Here is a 15,857-nt window from a genome sequence, read left to right as displayed (position 1 = left end):
TAACCTATATGTAAGAGACTGGGATTTTCCGGTCTTAATTTCGTCGAACATAGGAGAAAATCATGTCAAACATCGAACTGTTAGAAAAGACACTTCCTGTCGCGCCGCTTAAGATCGCTGCTATGGAAAGCTGTAAAGAACTGGGGAGAAAGGTAAATGACTATATTGTATCTTTCCGCGAAAATACAATTTGTGAAGTAAAGCCTTCCCCCCTCTATGTCAATTATGAATCCCATAATTACCTCGTAGACTGCTGCTGTCCGCGCTTTGGCTCCGGTGAAGCCAAAGGGATTCTCAAAGAAACTATCCGCGGGACTGATTTATTCATTATGACAGATGTATGCAACTATAACCTGACCTATACCCTCAACGGCCATGTTAACCACATGTCCCCGGACGACCATTACCAGGACCTGAAAAGAATTATTTCCGCCGCCACAGGCAAAGCACGCCGCATCAACGTTATTATGCCATTTATGTATGAAAGCCGTCAGCATAAGCGCACGAAAAGAGAGTCTTTGGATTGTGCAATCGCACTGAAAGAGCTGATTGACATGGGGGCATCCAATATCATTACCTTTGATGCACACGACCCAAGGGTGCAAAATGCAATCCCACTGAATGGATTCGACAGCTTTAACCCGCCTTACCAGTTTATGAAGGCTTTATTCCGCTCCGTACCAGACTTAAAGGTAGACAAGGAGCACCTGATGATTATCAGCCCCGATGAGGGTGCAATGCATCGTGCAGTCTACTTTTCTAATATTCTCGGTGTCGACATGGGGATGTTCTACAAGCGACGCGACTATTCTACTGTCGTAGGCGGAAAGAACCCGATTGTTGCTCATGAATTCCTCGGAGATGATGTCGAGGGCAAGGATGTTATCATTGTAGATGATATGATTTCATCCGGTGAGAGTATGCTGGATGTTGCTAAGCAGCTCAAGGACAGAAAGGCCGGACGTGTTTTTGTGTGTACAACATTCGGACTGTTTACCGAAGGGTTTGGCAAATTTGATGAGTATTATGAAAAAGGCTATCTGGACCGGGTTATCGCAACAAATCTTACGTATCTGCCTCCGGTTGTGAAGGAAAAGCCTTATTTCGTAACAGCGGATATGAGTAAGTTCCTTGCACTGATCATCGATTCGCTGAACCACGATACAACGATCGGAGCTGTTCTTAATCCAACTGATAAGATTCACGCTCTGCTTGAAAAAAAGAGAAATTCCGAAAGAGTTTAAAAAAGACCGGATCACTTCCTCATTTAGTGATCCGGTTCTTTGATTTTTATCTTAATCTGCCTGTCTCATATTTGATCTTCATCCGTAGATAACTCATGAGTTCTTCGTATCTGAGTTCTGTCGTCTTTTCCGTCAGAACACTGCCGAGACTCTCTGCTGCCGTTGTCAGGAAGGACTCTTTTACCTCAGTACGGTGCTGATAGAGGAACCTCAGTTTTTCTTCATTTGACCTGCAGTCTAAAAACTGCATAATCAATGACGGCTCTGCTTTCTTGCCCTCGCCTTCTGTTTCAGAAGCTGCTTTCTGTCCCTCATCTCTTCCGGCCAGTTCGAACCGGTATCTCTGACCGGCATCGGGATATTTTTCTCTGTCAACAGGGCTTAAAAACATGGCAAGCGGGCGGGCGTAAATTCCCCGGCTGCCGTACATTGCCTCGTATATGACCAGTTCTTCCCCCGTTTCCGTGTGTATAGCTACATTCAGCACCTTGTACTGTCTGCCTTTAAAGTGTGTATAGATTTCCCCTGACTGCGGCTTTTTACGTTCCATATCCAGCTCCTGATTAATATAACTTCGCACTGATTAGTTTCGGACGGAATCCTTTTGCTTCCAGTGCATCCAGTATTTTATGTTTGTGTTCTGTCCCGAAGGCTTCCATTGTAATCCTCAATTCCACAGCCGCGTTTCTGTTCGTGCTTACGAACTGATTATGCTCCAGTTTGATTACGTTACCCTGCTGGTCTGCAATCGTGGAAGCGACGCTCACCAGCTCACCCGGCTTATCCGGAAGCAGGACAGATACGGAGAATATCCTGTCTCTCTGGATCAGGCCGTGCTGCACGATAGAAGACATCGTAATCACATCCATGTTGCCGCCGCTTAAGATACAGACTACTTTCTTTCCTTTGCAGTCCAGCTGCTTAAGTGCCGCAACGGATAAAAGGCCTGAGTTTTCCACGATCATTTTATGATTCTCCACCATATCGAGGAAGGCGCCAATCAGCTCGTCATCGTCAACCAGAAGGATATCGTCAACGTTTTCCTGTACGTAAGGCAGGTTCTGGACACCGACCGACTTCACGGCAGTACCGTCTGCAATCGTATTGGCACTCTCAAGCTCCACGACTTCCCCGGCCTTTAAAGCCGCCGTCATGCTGGCAGCCTCAGACGGCTCCACGCCGATCACTTTGATCTTCGGGTTCAGCATTTTGGCGAGTGTGGCCACGCCTGTAATAAGTCCGCCCCCTCCGACCGGGACAAGGATGTAATCTACTGTGGGAAGTTCCTGCACAATCTCCATTGCGATCGTTCCCTGCCCTGTTGCGACATCGAGATCGTCAAACGGGTGTACAAACGTATACCCTTCCTTCTCCGCCAGTTCATATGCATAAGCACAGGCATCATCATAAACGTCCCCGTAAAGAATAACTTCGGCGCCATAGCTCTTAGTACGGTTCACCTTAATCAGCGGAGTAACCGTGGGCATGACGATGGTTGCCTTACAGCCGTATTTCTTTGCTGCGTATGCCACGCCCTGGGCATGGTTGCCGGCTGATGCCGTGATCAGCCCCTTTTGCCGGTCCTCCTCGGACAGTGTGCTGATCTTGTAGTACGCGCCGCGCAGCTTATATGCACCTGTGTGCTGCATGTTTTCTGGCTTCAGATACACTTTCCCGCCGCTCAGTTCACTCAGATAATCACTAAAAACCAGCTTGGTCGGGTTGGTTACCTGTTTTACGAGTTCACTTGCTTCTTCAAACTTCTCTAACGTTAACATTTTACCCCTTCTTTCTTTTTGGCTATTCCTCTTCCGTTTGCCCGCTGTAGAATAATGCATTTACAAATTCATCTGCATCAAACTTCTGTAAATCCTCAATCGTCTCACCGACTCCGATATATTTTACCGGGATACCGAGCTCGGCCTGTATGGCAACGGCGATTCCGCCTTTTGCCGTGCCGTCCATCTTTGTCAGGATGACTCCCGTTATATCTGCTACTTCATTGAATTCCTTTGCCTGTGCGAGGGCATTCTGTCCGATCGTGGCATCGAGTACGACAAGTGTCTCCTTATATGCCTCGGGATATTCTCTCTCGATCACACGGCTGATCTTTCTCAGCTCATCCATCAGATTCTTCTTATTGTGGAGCCTTCCTGCTGTGTCACACAGGAGTATGTCTGCTTTCCTCGCCTTCGCGGCGGCTACCGCATCATATACGACGGATGCCGGGTCTGCGCCCTCCTGCCCGCCGATCATCTCCACCTCTGCGCGGTTTGCCCATTCTTTCAGCTGCTCACCTGCTGCCGCCCGAAATGTATCCGCCGCTGCCAGAATCACCTTTTTATGCTGGTCATGGAATTTCCCTGCCAGCTTGCCAATCGTCGTCGTTTTACCGACCCCGTTGACGCCGATTACAAACACAACGGATGTCTTTTCTTCGAATTCATAGGCTGTCTCGCCTACATCCATCTGTTCCTTGATACTGTCAATCAAAAGCTGCCTGCATTCCACAGGTTCTTTGATATGCTGTTCCCGGACTTTCCCTTTCAGGTCTTCTATGATCTCCATCGTCGTATTCACGCCTAAGTCCCCCATGATAAGGGTCTCTTCCAGTTCCTCATAGAAGTCGTCATCTATTTTCGAAAAGCCGTGGAAAATACTGTCCATGCCGGATACAATATTGTCTCTCGTCTTTGTCAGGCCGGACACAAGCCGTTTAAAAAAGCCTTGTTTTTCTTCCATCTTACTCCTCCATTCTTATTTATCCAGTTCATTCTCCAACAGGTCTACGGATACAAGGGTGGAAACCCCTTTCTCCTGCATGGTAATACCGTAGAGTCTGTCTGCCGCGGTCATGGTGCCCCTTCTGTGCGTGATTACGATAAACTGTGTATTCTTTGTCAGCTTATGCAGATACTGGGCAAAGCGGGTTACATTGCTGTCATCCAGCGCCGCCTCAATCTCATCCAGAAGGCAGAATGGGGAAGGCTTCAGGTTCTGGATGGCAAACAGCAGTGAAATAGCCGTCAGTGCCTTCTCCCCGCCGGACAGCTGCATCATATTCTGTAGTTTTTTCCCCGGCGGCTGTGCGATGATCCGGATCCCCGCCTCCAGGATATCTTCATCCTCCATCAGCTCCAGTGTACCCTTTCCGCCTCCGAAGAGCTGCTTGAATACGCTGTCAAATTCTTTTGAGATCAGTGCAAACTGTTCTTCAAACTGCTTACGCATCGCCGCATCCAGCTCCTCGATGATCTTGATCAGTGTGGCCTCTGCCTCGATCAGATCGTCATGCTGTCCTTTCAGGAATTCAAAACGTTCTGAGACATTCTTGTAATCCTCGATAGCATTGACATTGACATCGCCCAGCTTTTTGATATCTCCTTTTAAGTTCTGGATCTGGCGTTTCATATAGGCGAGGTCCGTCAGGTTTTCGTTCCGCAGCTCCAGTGCATGATTATAGGTGATCTCATATTCCTCCCACATGTAGTTAATCTGCTTTTCCGATGCCTCCTCATAAGACTCTTTCCGGCTGTTGAGGCGGAAACACTCCTTGTCCAGTTCTGACATATGTCTGGAGAGTTCCTCTCTTTTTCCAAGAAATGCTTTATGCTTCTGGTTCAGTTCGTCTCTCTTCGCCACCTGGCTCTTAATCTCCGTATCAATCTCTGCAAACAGTTCCTTTGACTGCTCTATCGTATCCTTAAGATCCTGTATTTTATTTTCTTTTTCCTGAATCTCTTCTGACGCATTCCCTTTGTTGATATCCAGTTCTTTCAGCTCTGCTTCAAACTTCTCGATTTCCTCTTTGATACGGCTCGTGTTCTCATGGATAAACACATTCTGCTGCTCCAGGCTGGCAAGCGCCAGATGTACTTCCTCTGAACGCTTTAACTGTATAGACTCCTGCACCTTATCTGTTTCCAGATTTTTCTGCAGTTTTTCAATCTTTTCATTCAGTTCTTTTTCCAGTGCTTCCGAAGCTTCCAGTTCCATCTGGATGGAATCCTCATTGTCCAGAATCTCCTGAAGGCGCTGCTCCAGTGTCTCCTGTTCCCTCAGGTAGCTGTCATAGCGGTCCTTCGCCTCTTTCTGTCTTGTAATCACCTGCTCCAGATTCATCTTAGCGGTGTTCTCGACTACGGATGCCTTCCTCAGCTTCTGCTGGATCTCGTCAATGACGCTGTAGCACGCGGCACGCTTTGCCTTCACCTCGTTGACTGCCTTCTCGCAGTCGTTCATATCCTTCTTCAGCATTCTGACCGTCTGCTCGAACTCTTCGATCTCGCGCCGCCTGCTCAAAAGGTTGCTGGAATTCTTGAAAGCTCCTCCTGTCATGGAACCGCCCGGATTAATCAGTTCCCCTTCCAGTGTCACAAGGCGCAGGGACTGCCTGTACTTTCTGGCGAGCTGCACCCCATGATTGATGTTTTCCACGACGATTGTTCTTCCTAAAAGCTGGTCGGCCAGCCCCTGGAACTGCGCCTCCACATGTACCAGTGTATTGGCAAGCCCCACTACCCCTGGTTCTTTTAACACCTCCGGCTGGCGCAGTCCCCCGCCGCTGTGCATGCTTGTGAGCGGCAGAAAAGTGGCACGCCCGAACTTATTCTGTTTCAGGTAGGAGATCATACGTTTCGCAGTCTCCTCATTATCTGTCACGATGTTCTGGATATTTCCGCCTAACGCGGTCTCAATGGCAATCTCATATTCCTTATCAACCTTGATGATATCCGCAACAACACCAATCAGGCCCTTTTCCCGGTCCTTATTGCCCATCACTTTACGGATACTGTTGCCGTAACCATCGTACCGCTCCGTGATATTCTTTAGAGACTCCAGTCTCGATGATTCCCTGTGATATGCAGTCTGTCCGATGCGCAGCTGTTCCTGCTTCTCTGACAGGACTTTCTGGAGTGTCTCAATCTCCTGCTCGTTTTCATTGACCTGTGCCGTATATCCGTTGATTTCCTCTGATATCTGCCTCAGCTCATTCTCATATGAGGCAAGCACTGCATTCTGCTTTTCCGCTTCAGAAGACACTTCTATGATCTTTCTCCCCAGCTCGGCCTTCCTCGTTGTAATCTGTTCCTGAGTGGTATCGTAATGCTGGATCTTTGCCTTTGTAGATGCCCTGCTGTTCAAGAGCTCCATGATCTCGGCCTTGCTCTGTTCCGCCTCCGCCGTCCGGGACGCAATACGCGTCTGGATATCGATCAGGGCTTCTTTGGCCTCTGTGTCACTTCTGGTCACCTCCGCAAGCTTTGCCTTCACGGCGGCCTGTTCTTTTAGAAGCTCTTCCTGCTGTGCCTGTCTTGTATCGATCTCCACACGAATGGTATTCAGGCGGTTATCGTAATGCTCGTCATTCATGCGGACCGTGTTAATCTGTTCCTTCAGGACATTGATCTGGCCTTCCAGCTGTTGCTTTAAAAGGGTGGTCTCATTGAGCTGGCCCTTCGCCTTTTCGATCGAAAAATCAATCTCGTCCACTTCTTCTTCAATGGCCTCATATTCCGTCTTCATATTTTCATACTTGACGCTTGTCTCATCTAATTCATCGCCGGCAATCTTAAGCTTATCGTCCAGCTCTCTGATCTGGTCCCTGATACGTTCCGTTTCCAGCAGGAACATATTAATATCATAAGTCTTCAGTTCTTCCTTTTTCTTCAGATACTCTCTTGCCACCTCTGACTGCCTCTTTAAAGGCCCGATCTGTTTTTCCAGCTCTGAGAGGATGTCGTTGACACGGGTCAGATTCAGTCGTTCATCCTCCAGTTTCTTTAAAGAAAGATTCTTACGCCGTTTAAACTTCACGATTCCGGCCGCCTCATCAAATAATTCACGGCGTTCTTCCGGCTTTCCACTCAGGATTTTATCAATCTGTCCCTGACCGATGATAGAATACCCTTCTTTCCCGATCCCGGTGTCGTAAAACATCTCGTTGATATCTTTCAGCCTGCATCCTGCACCGTTAATAAGATATTCACTCTCCCCGGAGCGGTACAGCTTTCTGGTGACTGTCACTTCCCCGTACTCCACGGGCAGCTGGTGATCCGAATTGTCCAGTGTAATGGCAACGGATGCATAGCTGAGCGGTTTTCTGTTCTCTGTTCCGGAGAAAATGACATCCTGCATCGTGCCGCCGCGAAGCTGCTTCACACGCTGTTCTCCGAGAACCCACCGCACTGCATCGGCAACATTGCTCTTCCCGCTGCCGTTCGGGCCCACGATACCGGTGATCCCGTTGTGGAATTCGAATTTAATTTTATTGGCAAAAGACTTAAAGCCCTGTACCTCTATGCTCTTTAAATACATATAACACCTGCTTTATTTTCTAATTTCCAGAATTGCCTTATATGCGGCCTCCTGTTCTGCGGCTTTTTTGGTTCTGCCTTCCCCGATTCCGAACCCTTTTTCACCGATCAGTACTTCTACGAAGAAGGACTTATTATGGTCCGGCCCTTCTTCCTTTACCAAATGGTATGAAATAGCGCCTTCCATCTTTGCCTGTACGATCTCCTGCAAAATAGTCTTGCTATCAAAAAAGAGCTTCTTATCCTCTAAATCCGTCAGTATAAAGCGATGGATAAACTCTTTTGCATTAGTAAAACCACCGTCCAGATAGATCGCCCCGATCAGGGCTTCCAATGCATCTGACGTGATGGAATCACGCTTTCTCCCGCCGGTCGCCTCTTCTCCTTTTCCGAGCAGCAGATAACTTCCCAGATCGATATCGCGTGCACAGAAAGCGAGCGCAGGTTCACATACCATGCTTGCCCGTGTCTTCGTAAGTTCCCCTTCTGACACCTTGGGTGACTCTAAAAATAAAAATTCACTGGAAACAAGTTCCAGCACTGCATCTCCGAGAAATTCCAGGCGTTCATTACAATGGTACTTTTCCAGATGCTTCTCATTTGTATAGGAGCTGTGCATCATTGCACGCCTAAGCAGAGAAAAATCCTGAAATTTATATCCTATTTTCTTCTCGAGTTCTTTTAAACGATCGCTCATAACCCCCACCTTCCGGAAAGCATGTCCGCACTTAAGCCGGCTTACTGCCCTCCTTCTTTTTATCAATCCAGTTAAAATGAAAAAGCCCATAGGGGGCTTTTTCATAAGTAACCTATTATTCTACAGCCTTTCTAATCTGATAAACCGCATCACCTACTGTCGCAATCTTCTCTGCCTCGTCATTGTCAATCTCAATGTCGAATTCTTCTTCAATCCCCATGATTATCTGGAAAATGTCTAATGAATCTGCTCCCAAATCATCCACAAATGTCGTCTCCAGATTGATATCATCCTTCTGTACGTTTAATACGTCTGCAATAATTTCCTGTAATTTTTCAAATTCCATTGTCCTCTTCCCTTTCTTTGTTACATTAGTCTTCTTTTTTTTCTTCCTGCGTTTTGGATACTACGTCTCTGATCTTTTCATTGATCCGTTGTTCCTTGAATGTCACGCATTGGATAATTGAATTGCATACTTCTTTCGAAGTAGAACTTCCATGTGTCTTGACAACCAGCCCGTTCAATCCCAGAAGCGGCGCTCCGCCGTACTCGCTGGCATCGAAGTCCTTCAGTGTGCTTTTCAGCGCCGGTTTGACGAGAAGTGCCCCGATCTTGGTCCTAAGTGATGTCATCATGCCGGCCTTAATCTTGCTGATCAGTGTACCTCCCACGCCTTCATACAGCTTCAGGATTACATTACCCACAAAAGCCTCGCACACGACAACGTCTACGGCTCCTGCCGGAATATCCCTGGCCTCCACGCTTCCCACAAAGTTAATGTCGCTGCATTCCTTCAGCAGGGGGAATGTCTCCTTGACCAGTGCGTTTCCTTTTTCTTCTTCCGCACCGATATTCACGATTCCTACGGTCGGGTTCTTCTTCCCTATGACATTCTCCATATAGATGGAACCCATCTTTGCGAACTGCACAAGGTGTGAAGGCCTTGCATCTACATTCGCACCGCAGTCTACCAGTAAAGATACACCTCTGGCTGTGGGAATCAGCGGCGCCAGCGGCGGTCTCTCCACCCCCTTGATTCTTCCGACGATCACCTGGCCGCCGACCAGAATCGCCCCGGAGCTTCCTGCAGATACGAACGCATCAGCTTCTCCTTTTTTCACCAGATTCATAGCTACCACAATGGAAGAATCTTTCTTCCTGCGAATCGCCACAACAGGTGGTTCGGCAGTCTCGATTACTTCAGATGCATTTATAATCTCAATCTGGTCTGACGGATATGTGTACTCTGATAACGTCTTCTTCAGCAGTTCTTCCTGCCCTGTCAACAGGATCTTGATATCGCCCCTTTGCTTCACGGCTTCCACCGCACCCTTGATCATCTCTCCCGGTGCATTATCGCCGCCCATTGCATCCAGGGCAACTCTTGTAATATCAGACATTTCTATTCCTCCTAACGCTACTGCATTCATTCTACTAAACCTCAATCCAAAAATCAATAACAAATTGGGAATTATAGGACGAACTTGTAACAGGCTTGTGACAAGAAGGCCCCCGGCCAATCAGCAAGTGAAAGGCAGGGGGCCGCAGATTCCTCTTTGATATTTTATTTTGTAGACTCCCGGATGATCAGCTCCAGCTCGAAGGAGGTGCCTGTGCTTAGGTGGGGTTTGTCCTCCATCTGGGCCACAAGGAGCTCTACCGCTTTTATGCTCATTGCTTCTATGGGGACATTCACGGTCGTCAGTCTTGGACAGCAGTACCTGGCAAATTCAATATTGTCACAGGAGGCCAGCATCAGGTCATCCGGCACTTTGATATTATGATCCCTCAGGCAGTTCAGGGCACCTACCGCCATGATGTCTGTATCGCTTAAAATAGCATCCGGCAAAGTATCGCACTTTAGAATCTGTCCGGCGGACTCATACCCGGTCTCCATTGTATATTCTTTCTCGAGTCTCGTGATGCTGTGGGGCTTCAGGCCATATTTTTCCATTGTCATAAGAAAGCCTTTCAGCTTCGGCTCGTGGGCCGTATCCTTCGTCTTGCAGCCTATGTAGGCTATGTTCTTATTGCCCCGGCTGATTAGATATTCACATACTTTTTCAATCCCGAGAGTAAAATCTGCATGGATGATCTTCGCAGAGTCATACTCATTAAAATACCGGTCTGAATTACTCATAATGACCATCGGTACTTTGTCATGCCTTTTTGCAAAGGCGATCGACTGTTCCATATCATGAAAGTAGCACAAAACCAGCCCGCTGAAATAGTGGAGGGGCAGTGATTCAAACAGGGTGTCAATGTTCCCGTTCACATCATTAATAGAGTACAGCACAACGGAATAATTGTACTTCATTGCCTCCTTCCTGATTGTATTGAACAGTGCCGCATGAAATGGATTCCGTATCTCCTGCGCAATAACCGCAATTGTCTTTGAATCCTGTACTCTTAAATTTCTGGCAAATAAATTGGGTCTGTAGTTCAGCTTTTGAATCGCATCCTCAACAGCTTCCCTTTTATCTTCTCTTAATAGCTCCGGTGTATTCAGGTATTTGGAAACTGTCCCAACTGAAACTCCGGCTAATTTTGCAACATCTTTTATAACCGCCACAAGTATTTCCTTTCCCATCGATATAAATTATGCCGCCCGGCTGTAGAAAATCGATGACCACGCCTTGTTTTACCCCGCATGGATAGCTTGTTATATTATACCAGAAATCTTTGATTTTTTCATCAGATGTGATTTTTTTCTTCCCCTCCTTCGTCCTTTTGGCTAAGGAACCAGCATAACCTTCATTGCTGCCGGCTCTTCCTCTGCCGTACGAAATGCCTTTTCCCAGTCTTTCAGTTCAAAGGAATGAGAGATTAGCCCGTCTGTTTTTATCAGGCCGCTCTCAATCCCTTCTATGACTGAATGAAAGGTAAGCGCAGACAGGTGGGAGCCCCTGATGCTCAGTTCCTTTCCATCCCCGATTACATTCCAGTCTGCTTTTACTTCCTCCGCAAATACGCCCATCTGCACATATCTGCCATGATTTTTCAGTGATTCCAGTCCCTGTGATACACTTCTGGGGCTTCCTGATGCTTCTATATATACATCACACCCATCCCCACCTGTGAGCCTGTGTATTTCTTCGGCCACATTGCATTCTGCCGGATTCAGTACATAATCTGCGCCATATTTTCTGCCCATATCCAGGCGGAATTCTTTTATATCGATTCCGATCACCATCTTTGGCAGGCAGAGTCTGGCAAGGTTTACCATAGAGGTTCCGATAGCGCCGAGGCCTGCAATTACCACGACATCATCATGTCTGATATCCGCAAGTTCGACCGCATGCATCCCGCAGGCAATCGGTTCAATCAGGACTGCCTGCTCATTCGTAAATGTATCCGGGATTCTATGTATAATACTGTTTTTATGCAGTTTGATATACTCGGCAAAACCTCCCTGGATATGCTGTTTGAAGCCATATACAGCCGACCCGGTGCACATCCAGTATTTTCCCTGTCTGCAGAAATCACATTCGCCGCATGGGGCAATCTGTTCCGCACATACCCTGTCTCCGGTCTTATATTCCCCCATGCCATCTCCTGCCTCTGCTACCTCGCCAAAAAATTCATGTCCGCCTGTTACAGGAGCCTCGATGTAACGGTTTTCTTCACTCGTTCCCCAGATTCTGATCCCCCCGTGGTAAGACTTCACATCCCCTGCACAGATTCCACAGCCAAGAACCTTCAATACGAGCTCACCAGGTCCCGCCGACGGGATGCCTGTCTCTTCAAGCCTGTTATCATATGGCGCGTAGGATACTAATGCTTTCATATTTCCTTTCATTTGGCTTCCTCCATTCTCTTTGCATGTTCATATGCCAGATATGTATTCTGTACCTTAAACATCCCCCCGTCGATCCCGATGATCTCGCCTGTCACATATCCACCCTCCGGTGAAGTTAAAAAACCGACCAGCGCAGCTACATCTTCGCCTGTCCCGAAACGGTTAAGACACAGGTCCTTCACCTGTTCTTCCCCCCGTTCCTGTATCATGGCGTCTGTCATGTCTGTGTGGATAATCCCGGGAGCATATGCATTGACGCTGATATGGTACGGTCCAAGCTCTGCCGCGCTTATTTTCGTAAGCATGTCCACCCCTGCCTTGCTTGCCGCATATGCCACAAGCCCGCAGTCTGCAAAATGTCCTGAGATTGAGGACGCATTGGCAACTCTCCCGTAGTTATTTTTCTTCATATATTCCGATACACTCTGAAGCATATAAAACTGGCTTTTAAAATTCGTATCCAGCACCCTGTCCAGATAAGCAGAATCCATTTCATCTATAAAGCAGAAATCAAAGATCCCCGCATTGTTCACCAGAATATCAATCCGTCCAAACTTCTCCCCGATCTTTTTTATCAGCTGTTTTACTTCTTCTTCCTTTGAAACATCCGCCTTGTAAATACCGCTTTCCGGTTCAAATGCTTTGAGGCTTTCCAGTGTCTTTTGCGCGCTCTCTTCATGGGACCTGTATACTGCACATACAATATTCCCCCGCCTTGCAAGCTCAATACTGATCGCCTGCCCCATTCCGCGGGTTCCCCCGGTTACAACTGCTACTCTTTTTTCTTCCATCGTCTCGCCCTCCTTTTCATGCCGCCGTTTCTCTTTATGTATTCCTGTTCCCCCCCTGCCCTGCGGGCGTGCACAGGAATCTTAATCTTCAAAATACGGAATCACCGCAAATGACTGGGCAGCACCGTCAATCCAGTTAAATCTTGCATATTCCGCAACAATATTGTCACTGCTTGTCAGAACCGCACTGTAGCAGGTCGATACAGGCACTGTCAGATTCCACTCTTCCAACTGGTCCATACGGATATGACGCGCCGACATGGGTGCTACCAGAATCCCGTCCAGCCTTGCGGGCTCTCTTCCATTGTCAAATAATAAGTCTATACATACCTCACATGGCCCGTCTCCCGTGTTCAGCAGTGTAATGCTTTCATGTGAGGGGGTCGGCCTGTCCCCTTTTTCTTTCATATATAAGTCGGGGATGCACCATTTCTTATGCCCCATACCTCTGCCCATATTATCTCCTCCTGTATCAGGCCTTCTGGCTCCGCTTTCTTCTTATTACGTCTACAATAACGGCCAGCACAATAATGCCGCCTTTCACCATTCTCTGTGCTCCCTGCGGTACATTCAAAAGGTTCAGCCCGTTGGCAACCACGCCGATGATCATGGTGCCAATGATTGTGCCTACGAGTGTCCCTTCCCCGCCTGTCATGGATGTCCCGCCGATTACGACTGCCGCGATGGCATCCAGCTCCGCACCGTCTGCATTGGTCGGTACCGCCGAATCCAGCCTGGAGGTCAGTACGATTGCCGCAACACCACAGCAGAAGCCGCTGATTACATAGGCGATGCATTTGATTTTTTTCACATTTATGCCGGAAAGCTTTGCACAGTTTTCATTGCCGCCGATTGCATAAATGTAGCGGCCGTACTTTGTATATTTCAGCACATATGCCGCGACTGCGAACATAACCACCATAATCAGAATGGTAAAAACCGGTATCCCGCCGTACCGTCCTGTAATAGCCAGAAATCCCTTCGGGAAGGTATAAATCGGCTGTCCCTCTGTAATGGTGTATGCCGCCCCTCTGGCGATTGACATCATGCCCAGGGTTGCAATGAACGGAGGCAGCTCAAACCCGGTGATCAATAGTCCTGTCACGAGTCCGACTGCCGAGGCAAATGCGACGCCAAGCAGAAGACTTAAGATCACAGGCATATTCCAGTTCTTCATCATCAGTCCCATCATAAGTCCTGTAACTGCTATGATGGAGCCTACCGAAAGGTCAATCCCGCCAAGCAGAATGATGAACGTCATCCCGATGGCAATCAGGAAGTTTGTGGATATCTGCTGTGAGACATTCAGAAGGTTGGACGCCGTAAGAAAGCTGTCGCTGGCAAACGTAAGTACTACGCATAGTGCCACCAGTGCAATCAAAATCCCCAGATAACTTGTCCCTTTTCTTTCTTTTCCTTTAAGCTTCATGCTGTTTTCCCCTTTCCTCTGCTCCGACCGCCAGTGTCATAACGGATTCCTGGTCTGCCTCTTCTCTGCTCAGGGAACCACTCACCTTTCCTCTTGCCATGACAACGACACGGTCACAGATACCAAGCAGTTCCGGAATCTCGGATGTAATAACAAGAATCGCCTTTCCTTCCTTTGCCAGCTCATTAATGAGACTGTAAACTTCTATTTTCGCACCTACGTCTATTCCGCGGGTCGGTTCATCCAGTATCAGCACCCGGCACTTGGAAAGGAGCCACTTTGCCAGAACAACTTTCTGCTGGTTACCTCCTGAAAGGTTCTCCACTTTCTGATAAACGGACGGAGTTTTGATATTTAGTTTACTGACATACTCTTTTACGGTGTTCTTCTCTTTGCTTAAATTCAGATGTATCCCCGTTTTGAATGCATCCAGTGCGGCCAGCGTCACGTTCTTGCCTACCCCCAGTTTCAGGATCAGTCCTTCGCCTTTCCTGTCTTCTGTCACGTACCCGATCCCCGCGCTGATCGCATCCTTCGGATTCCGGATATTGCATTCCTTGCCGTCAATATATATACGCCCGTCTGTCCTGGCATCCAGACCAAAAACCGCCCGGACTGTTTCTGTCCGTCCCGCGCCGACCAGCCCTCCCACACAGAGCACCTCTCCCGCCCTTACAGAGAAACTGACATTCTGCACTCTGGAACCTGCACACAGATTTTCCACCCGTATGACTTCATCTCCGATTTGTTTCTCAATCCTTGGAAATTTCTCTTTCAGTTCCCGGCCTACCATCAGACGGATAATCTCATCCATCGTGACGTTTGCAATATCCAGTTCTTTTATCGTACACCCGTCCCGCATAACTGTAGCCCGGTCGCAGATTTCCATTACTTCTTCCAGCCTGTGGGATATATAAATGATAGAGACCTGTTCTTCCTTCAGCTTTTTCACGATGCGGAACAGATTTTTCGTTTCCCGCTCTGTCAAAGGAGCCGTAGGTTCGTCCATGATGATGATTTTCGCATCTTTAGAAAGTGCTTTTGCAACTTCTACCATCTGCTGCTTTGCAATGCCCAGATCCCTTATGTAATCCGTGCTCTTTACATCTACCCCCAGATCTTCCAGTAATCTGTCCGCTTCCTGATAAACCGCTTTCCAGTTCACTTTCACCGGATTACTCATCTTATAGCATCCGAGAAATATATTTTCCGCTACGGTCAGCGTAGGGATTAGATTCAGTTCCTGATAAATAATACTGATTCCTAAATCTTCGGCCGCCTTCGGATTCCCCAGCTCCGACTTCTGTGAGAATACTTCTATCTCACCTTCATCCTTCACGTATGCACCTGAAAGGATCTTCATCAGTGTAGATTTCCCCGCTCCGTTTTCACCCAGCAGAGCGTGTACCTCCCCTTTCTTTACACGAAGGCTCACATGGTCCAGTGCCAGTACTCCGGGGAAACGTTTTGTAATGTCTGACATTTTCAAAATATATTGATCTGCCATTTGCTTCCTCCTGACTTGTCTTAGAGCATGTATGATAAATCATGTATACCGATGATTTATCATACACGCTCAG

Annotated in this window: 14 protein-coding genes; 1 reads left to right on the top strand and 13 read right to left on the bottom strand. The window is 47.8% G+C overall.

Annotated elements, in window-relative coordinates:
* Positions 1-62 precede the first annotated feature (62 nt).
* Complete coding sequence (locus ABIN22_RS17970) at positions 63-1,244, top strand: ribose-phosphate pyrophosphokinase (RefSeq protein ID WP_109729188.1); 1,182 nt, start codon at positions 63-65, stop codon at positions 1,242-1,244.
* A gap of 46 nt (positions 1,245-1,290) precedes the next feature.
* Here ABIN22_RS17970 and ABIN22_RS17965 read toward each other — a convergent pair whose 3' ends face one another.
* From ABIN22_RS17965 to ABIN22_RS17905, 13 genes are all read right to left on the bottom strand, one after another.
* On the bottom strand, positions 1,291-1,794 hold the full coding sequence (locus ABIN22_RS17965) for a DUF1653 domain-containing protein (RefSeq protein ID WP_109729187.1): 504 nt from the start codon (positions 1,792-1,794) through the stop codon (positions 1,291-1,293).
* 13 nt (positions 1,795-1,807) lie between these two features.
* Positions 1,808-3,022, bottom strand: a complete 1,215-nt coding sequence (gene ilvA, locus ABIN22_RS17960) for a threonine ammonia-lyase (protein ID WP_346910319.1) — start codon at positions 3,020-3,022, stop codon at positions 1,808-1,810.
* A gap of 22 nt (positions 3,023-3,044) precedes the next feature.
* On the bottom strand, positions 3,045-3,986 hold the full coding sequence (ftsY, locus tag ABIN22_RS17955) for a signal recognition particle-docking protein FtsY (RefSeq protein ID WP_346910317.1): 942 nt from the start codon (positions 3,984-3,986) through the stop codon (positions 3,045-3,047).
* Positions 3,987-4,001: 15 nt separating this feature from the next.
* A complete protein-coding gene (gene smc / locus ABIN22_RS17950; protein ID WP_346910315.1) occupies positions 4,002-7,562 on the bottom strand; it encodes a chromosome segregation protein SMC in 3,561 nt (1,186 codons plus the stop codon).
* 12 nt (positions 7,563-7,574) lie between these two features.
* The gene (gene rnc / locus ABIN22_RS17945; protein WP_109729183.1) at positions 7,575-8,258 is read right to left on the bottom strand and encodes a ribonuclease III; all 684 of its coding nucleotides are present in this window, start codon (positions 8,256-8,258) and stop codon (positions 7,575-7,577) included.
* 115 nt (positions 8,259-8,373) lie between these two features.
* Positions 8,374-8,604, bottom strand: coding sequence for an acyl carrier protein (gene acpP / locus ABIN22_RS17940; RefSeq protein WP_109729182.1), 231 nt, complete (start codon positions 8,602-8,604; stop codon positions 8,374-8,376).
* A 25-nt stretch (positions 8,605-8,629) separates the two neighbouring features.
* Positions 8,630-9,658: a phosphate acyltransferase PlsX gene (gene plsX, locus ABIN22_RS17935; RefSeq protein WP_109729181.1), complete on the bottom strand. Its 1,029-nt coding sequence runs from the start codon at positions 9,656-9,658 to the stop codon at positions 8,630-8,632.
* Between the two features lie 164 nt (positions 9,659-9,822).
* Entirely contained in the window at positions 9,823-10,848 is a 1,026-nt protein-coding gene (locus ABIN22_RS17930; protein ID WP_346910312.1) for a LacI family DNA-binding transcriptional regulator, read from the bottom strand.
* 144 nt (positions 10,849-10,992) lie between these two features.
* On the bottom strand, positions 10,993-12,057 hold the full coding sequence (locus tag ABIN22_RS17925; RefSeq protein WP_346910310.1) for a zinc-binding dehydrogenase: 1,065 nt from the start codon (positions 12,055-12,057) through the stop codon (positions 10,993-10,995).
* Positions 12,054-12,848, bottom strand: coding sequence for an SDR family NAD(P)-dependent oxidoreductase (locus ABIN22_RS17920; RefSeq protein WP_346910308.1), 795 nt, complete (start codon positions 12,846-12,848; stop codon positions 12,054-12,056). Before ABIN22_RS17920 ends, ABIN22_RS17925 begins: the two co-directional genes overlap by 4 nt.
* An 81-nt stretch (positions 12,849-12,929) precedes the next feature.
* Entirely contained in the window at positions 12,930-13,304 is a 375-nt protein-coding gene (locus ABIN22_RS17915) for a sensory rhodopsin transducer (RefSeq protein WP_109729177.1), read from the bottom strand.
* A 16-nt stretch (positions 13,305-13,320) separates the two neighbouring features.
* On the bottom strand, positions 13,321-14,277 hold the full coding sequence (locus ABIN22_RS17910; protein WP_109729176.1) for an ABC transporter permease: 957 nt from the start codon (positions 14,275-14,277) through the stop codon (positions 13,321-13,323).
* Positions 14,267-15,784, bottom strand: coding sequence for a sugar ABC transporter ATP-binding protein (locus ABIN22_RS17905; RefSeq protein ID WP_346910305.1), 1,518 nt, complete (start codon positions 15,782-15,784; stop codon positions 14,267-14,269). The genes ABIN22_RS17910 and ABIN22_RS17905 overlap by 11 nt, the downstream gene beginning before the upstream one ends.
* Positions 15,785-15,857: the final 73 nt, after the last annotated feature.

It is taken from the genome of Faecalicatena orotica (genome assembly GCF_905197545.1).
In the GTDB taxonomy this organism is placed as follows: Bacteria; Bacillota; Clostridia; order Lachnospirales; family Lachnospiraceae; genus Faecalicatena_A; species Faecalicatena_A orotica.
This window is presented reverse-complemented; position numbering and strand designations above follow the sequence as displayed.

Bases quoted from the DNA above. Each gene is read 5' to 3' on its own strand.
- ABIN22_RS17970 (WP_109729188.1), top strand. From the start codon at position 63: ATGTCAAACATCGAACTGTTAGAAAAGACACTTCCTGTCGCGCCGCTT.
- ABIN22_RS17965 (WP_109729187.1), bottom strand. From the start codon at position 1,794: ATGGAACGTAAAAAGCCGCAGTCAGGGGAAATCTATACACACTTTAAA.
- ilvA (WP_346910319.1), bottom strand. From the start codon at position 3,022: ATGTTAACGTTAGAGAAGTTTGAAGAAGCAAGTGAACTCGTAAAACAG.
- ftsY (WP_346910317.1), bottom strand. From the start codon at position 3,986: ATGGAAGAAAAACAAGGCTTTTTTAAACGGCTTGTGTCCGGCCTGACA.
- smc (WP_346910315.1), bottom strand. From the start codon at position 7,562: ATGTATTTAAAGAGCATAGAGGTACAGGGCTTTAAGTCTTTTGCCAAT.
- rnc (WP_109729183.1), bottom strand. From the start codon at position 8,258: ATGAGCGATCGTTTAAAAGAACTCGAGAAGAAAATAGGATATAAATTT.
- acpP (WP_109729182.1), bottom strand. From the start codon at position 8,604: ATGGAATTTGAAAAATTACAGGAAATTATTGCAGACGTATTAAACGTA.
- plsX (WP_109729181.1), bottom strand. From the start codon at position 9,658: ATGTCTGATATTACAAGAGTTGCCCTGGATGCAATGGGCGGCGATAAT.
- ABIN22_RS17930 (WP_346910312.1), bottom strand. From the start codon at position 10,848: ATGGGAAAGGAAATACTTGTGGCGGTTATAAAAGATGTTGCAAAATTA.
- ABIN22_RS17925 (WP_346910310.1), bottom strand. From the start codon at position 12,057: ATGAAAGGAAATATGAAAGCATTAGTATCCTACGCGCCATATGATAAC.
- ABIN22_RS17920 (WP_346910308.1), bottom strand. From the start codon at position 12,848: ATGGAAGAAAAAAGAGTAGCAGTTGTAACCGGGGGAACCCGCGGAATG.
- ABIN22_RS17915 (WP_109729177.1), bottom strand. From the start codon at position 13,304: ATGGGCAGAGGTATGGGGCATAAGAAATGGTGCATCCCCGACTTATAT.
- ABIN22_RS17910 (WP_109729176.1), bottom strand. From the start codon at position 14,277: ATGAAGCTTAAAGGAAAAGAAAGAAAAGGGACAAGTTATCTGGGGATT.
- ABIN22_RS17905 (WP_346910305.1), bottom strand. From the start codon at position 15,784: ATGGCAGATCAATATATTTTGAAAATGTCAGACATTACAAAACGTTTC.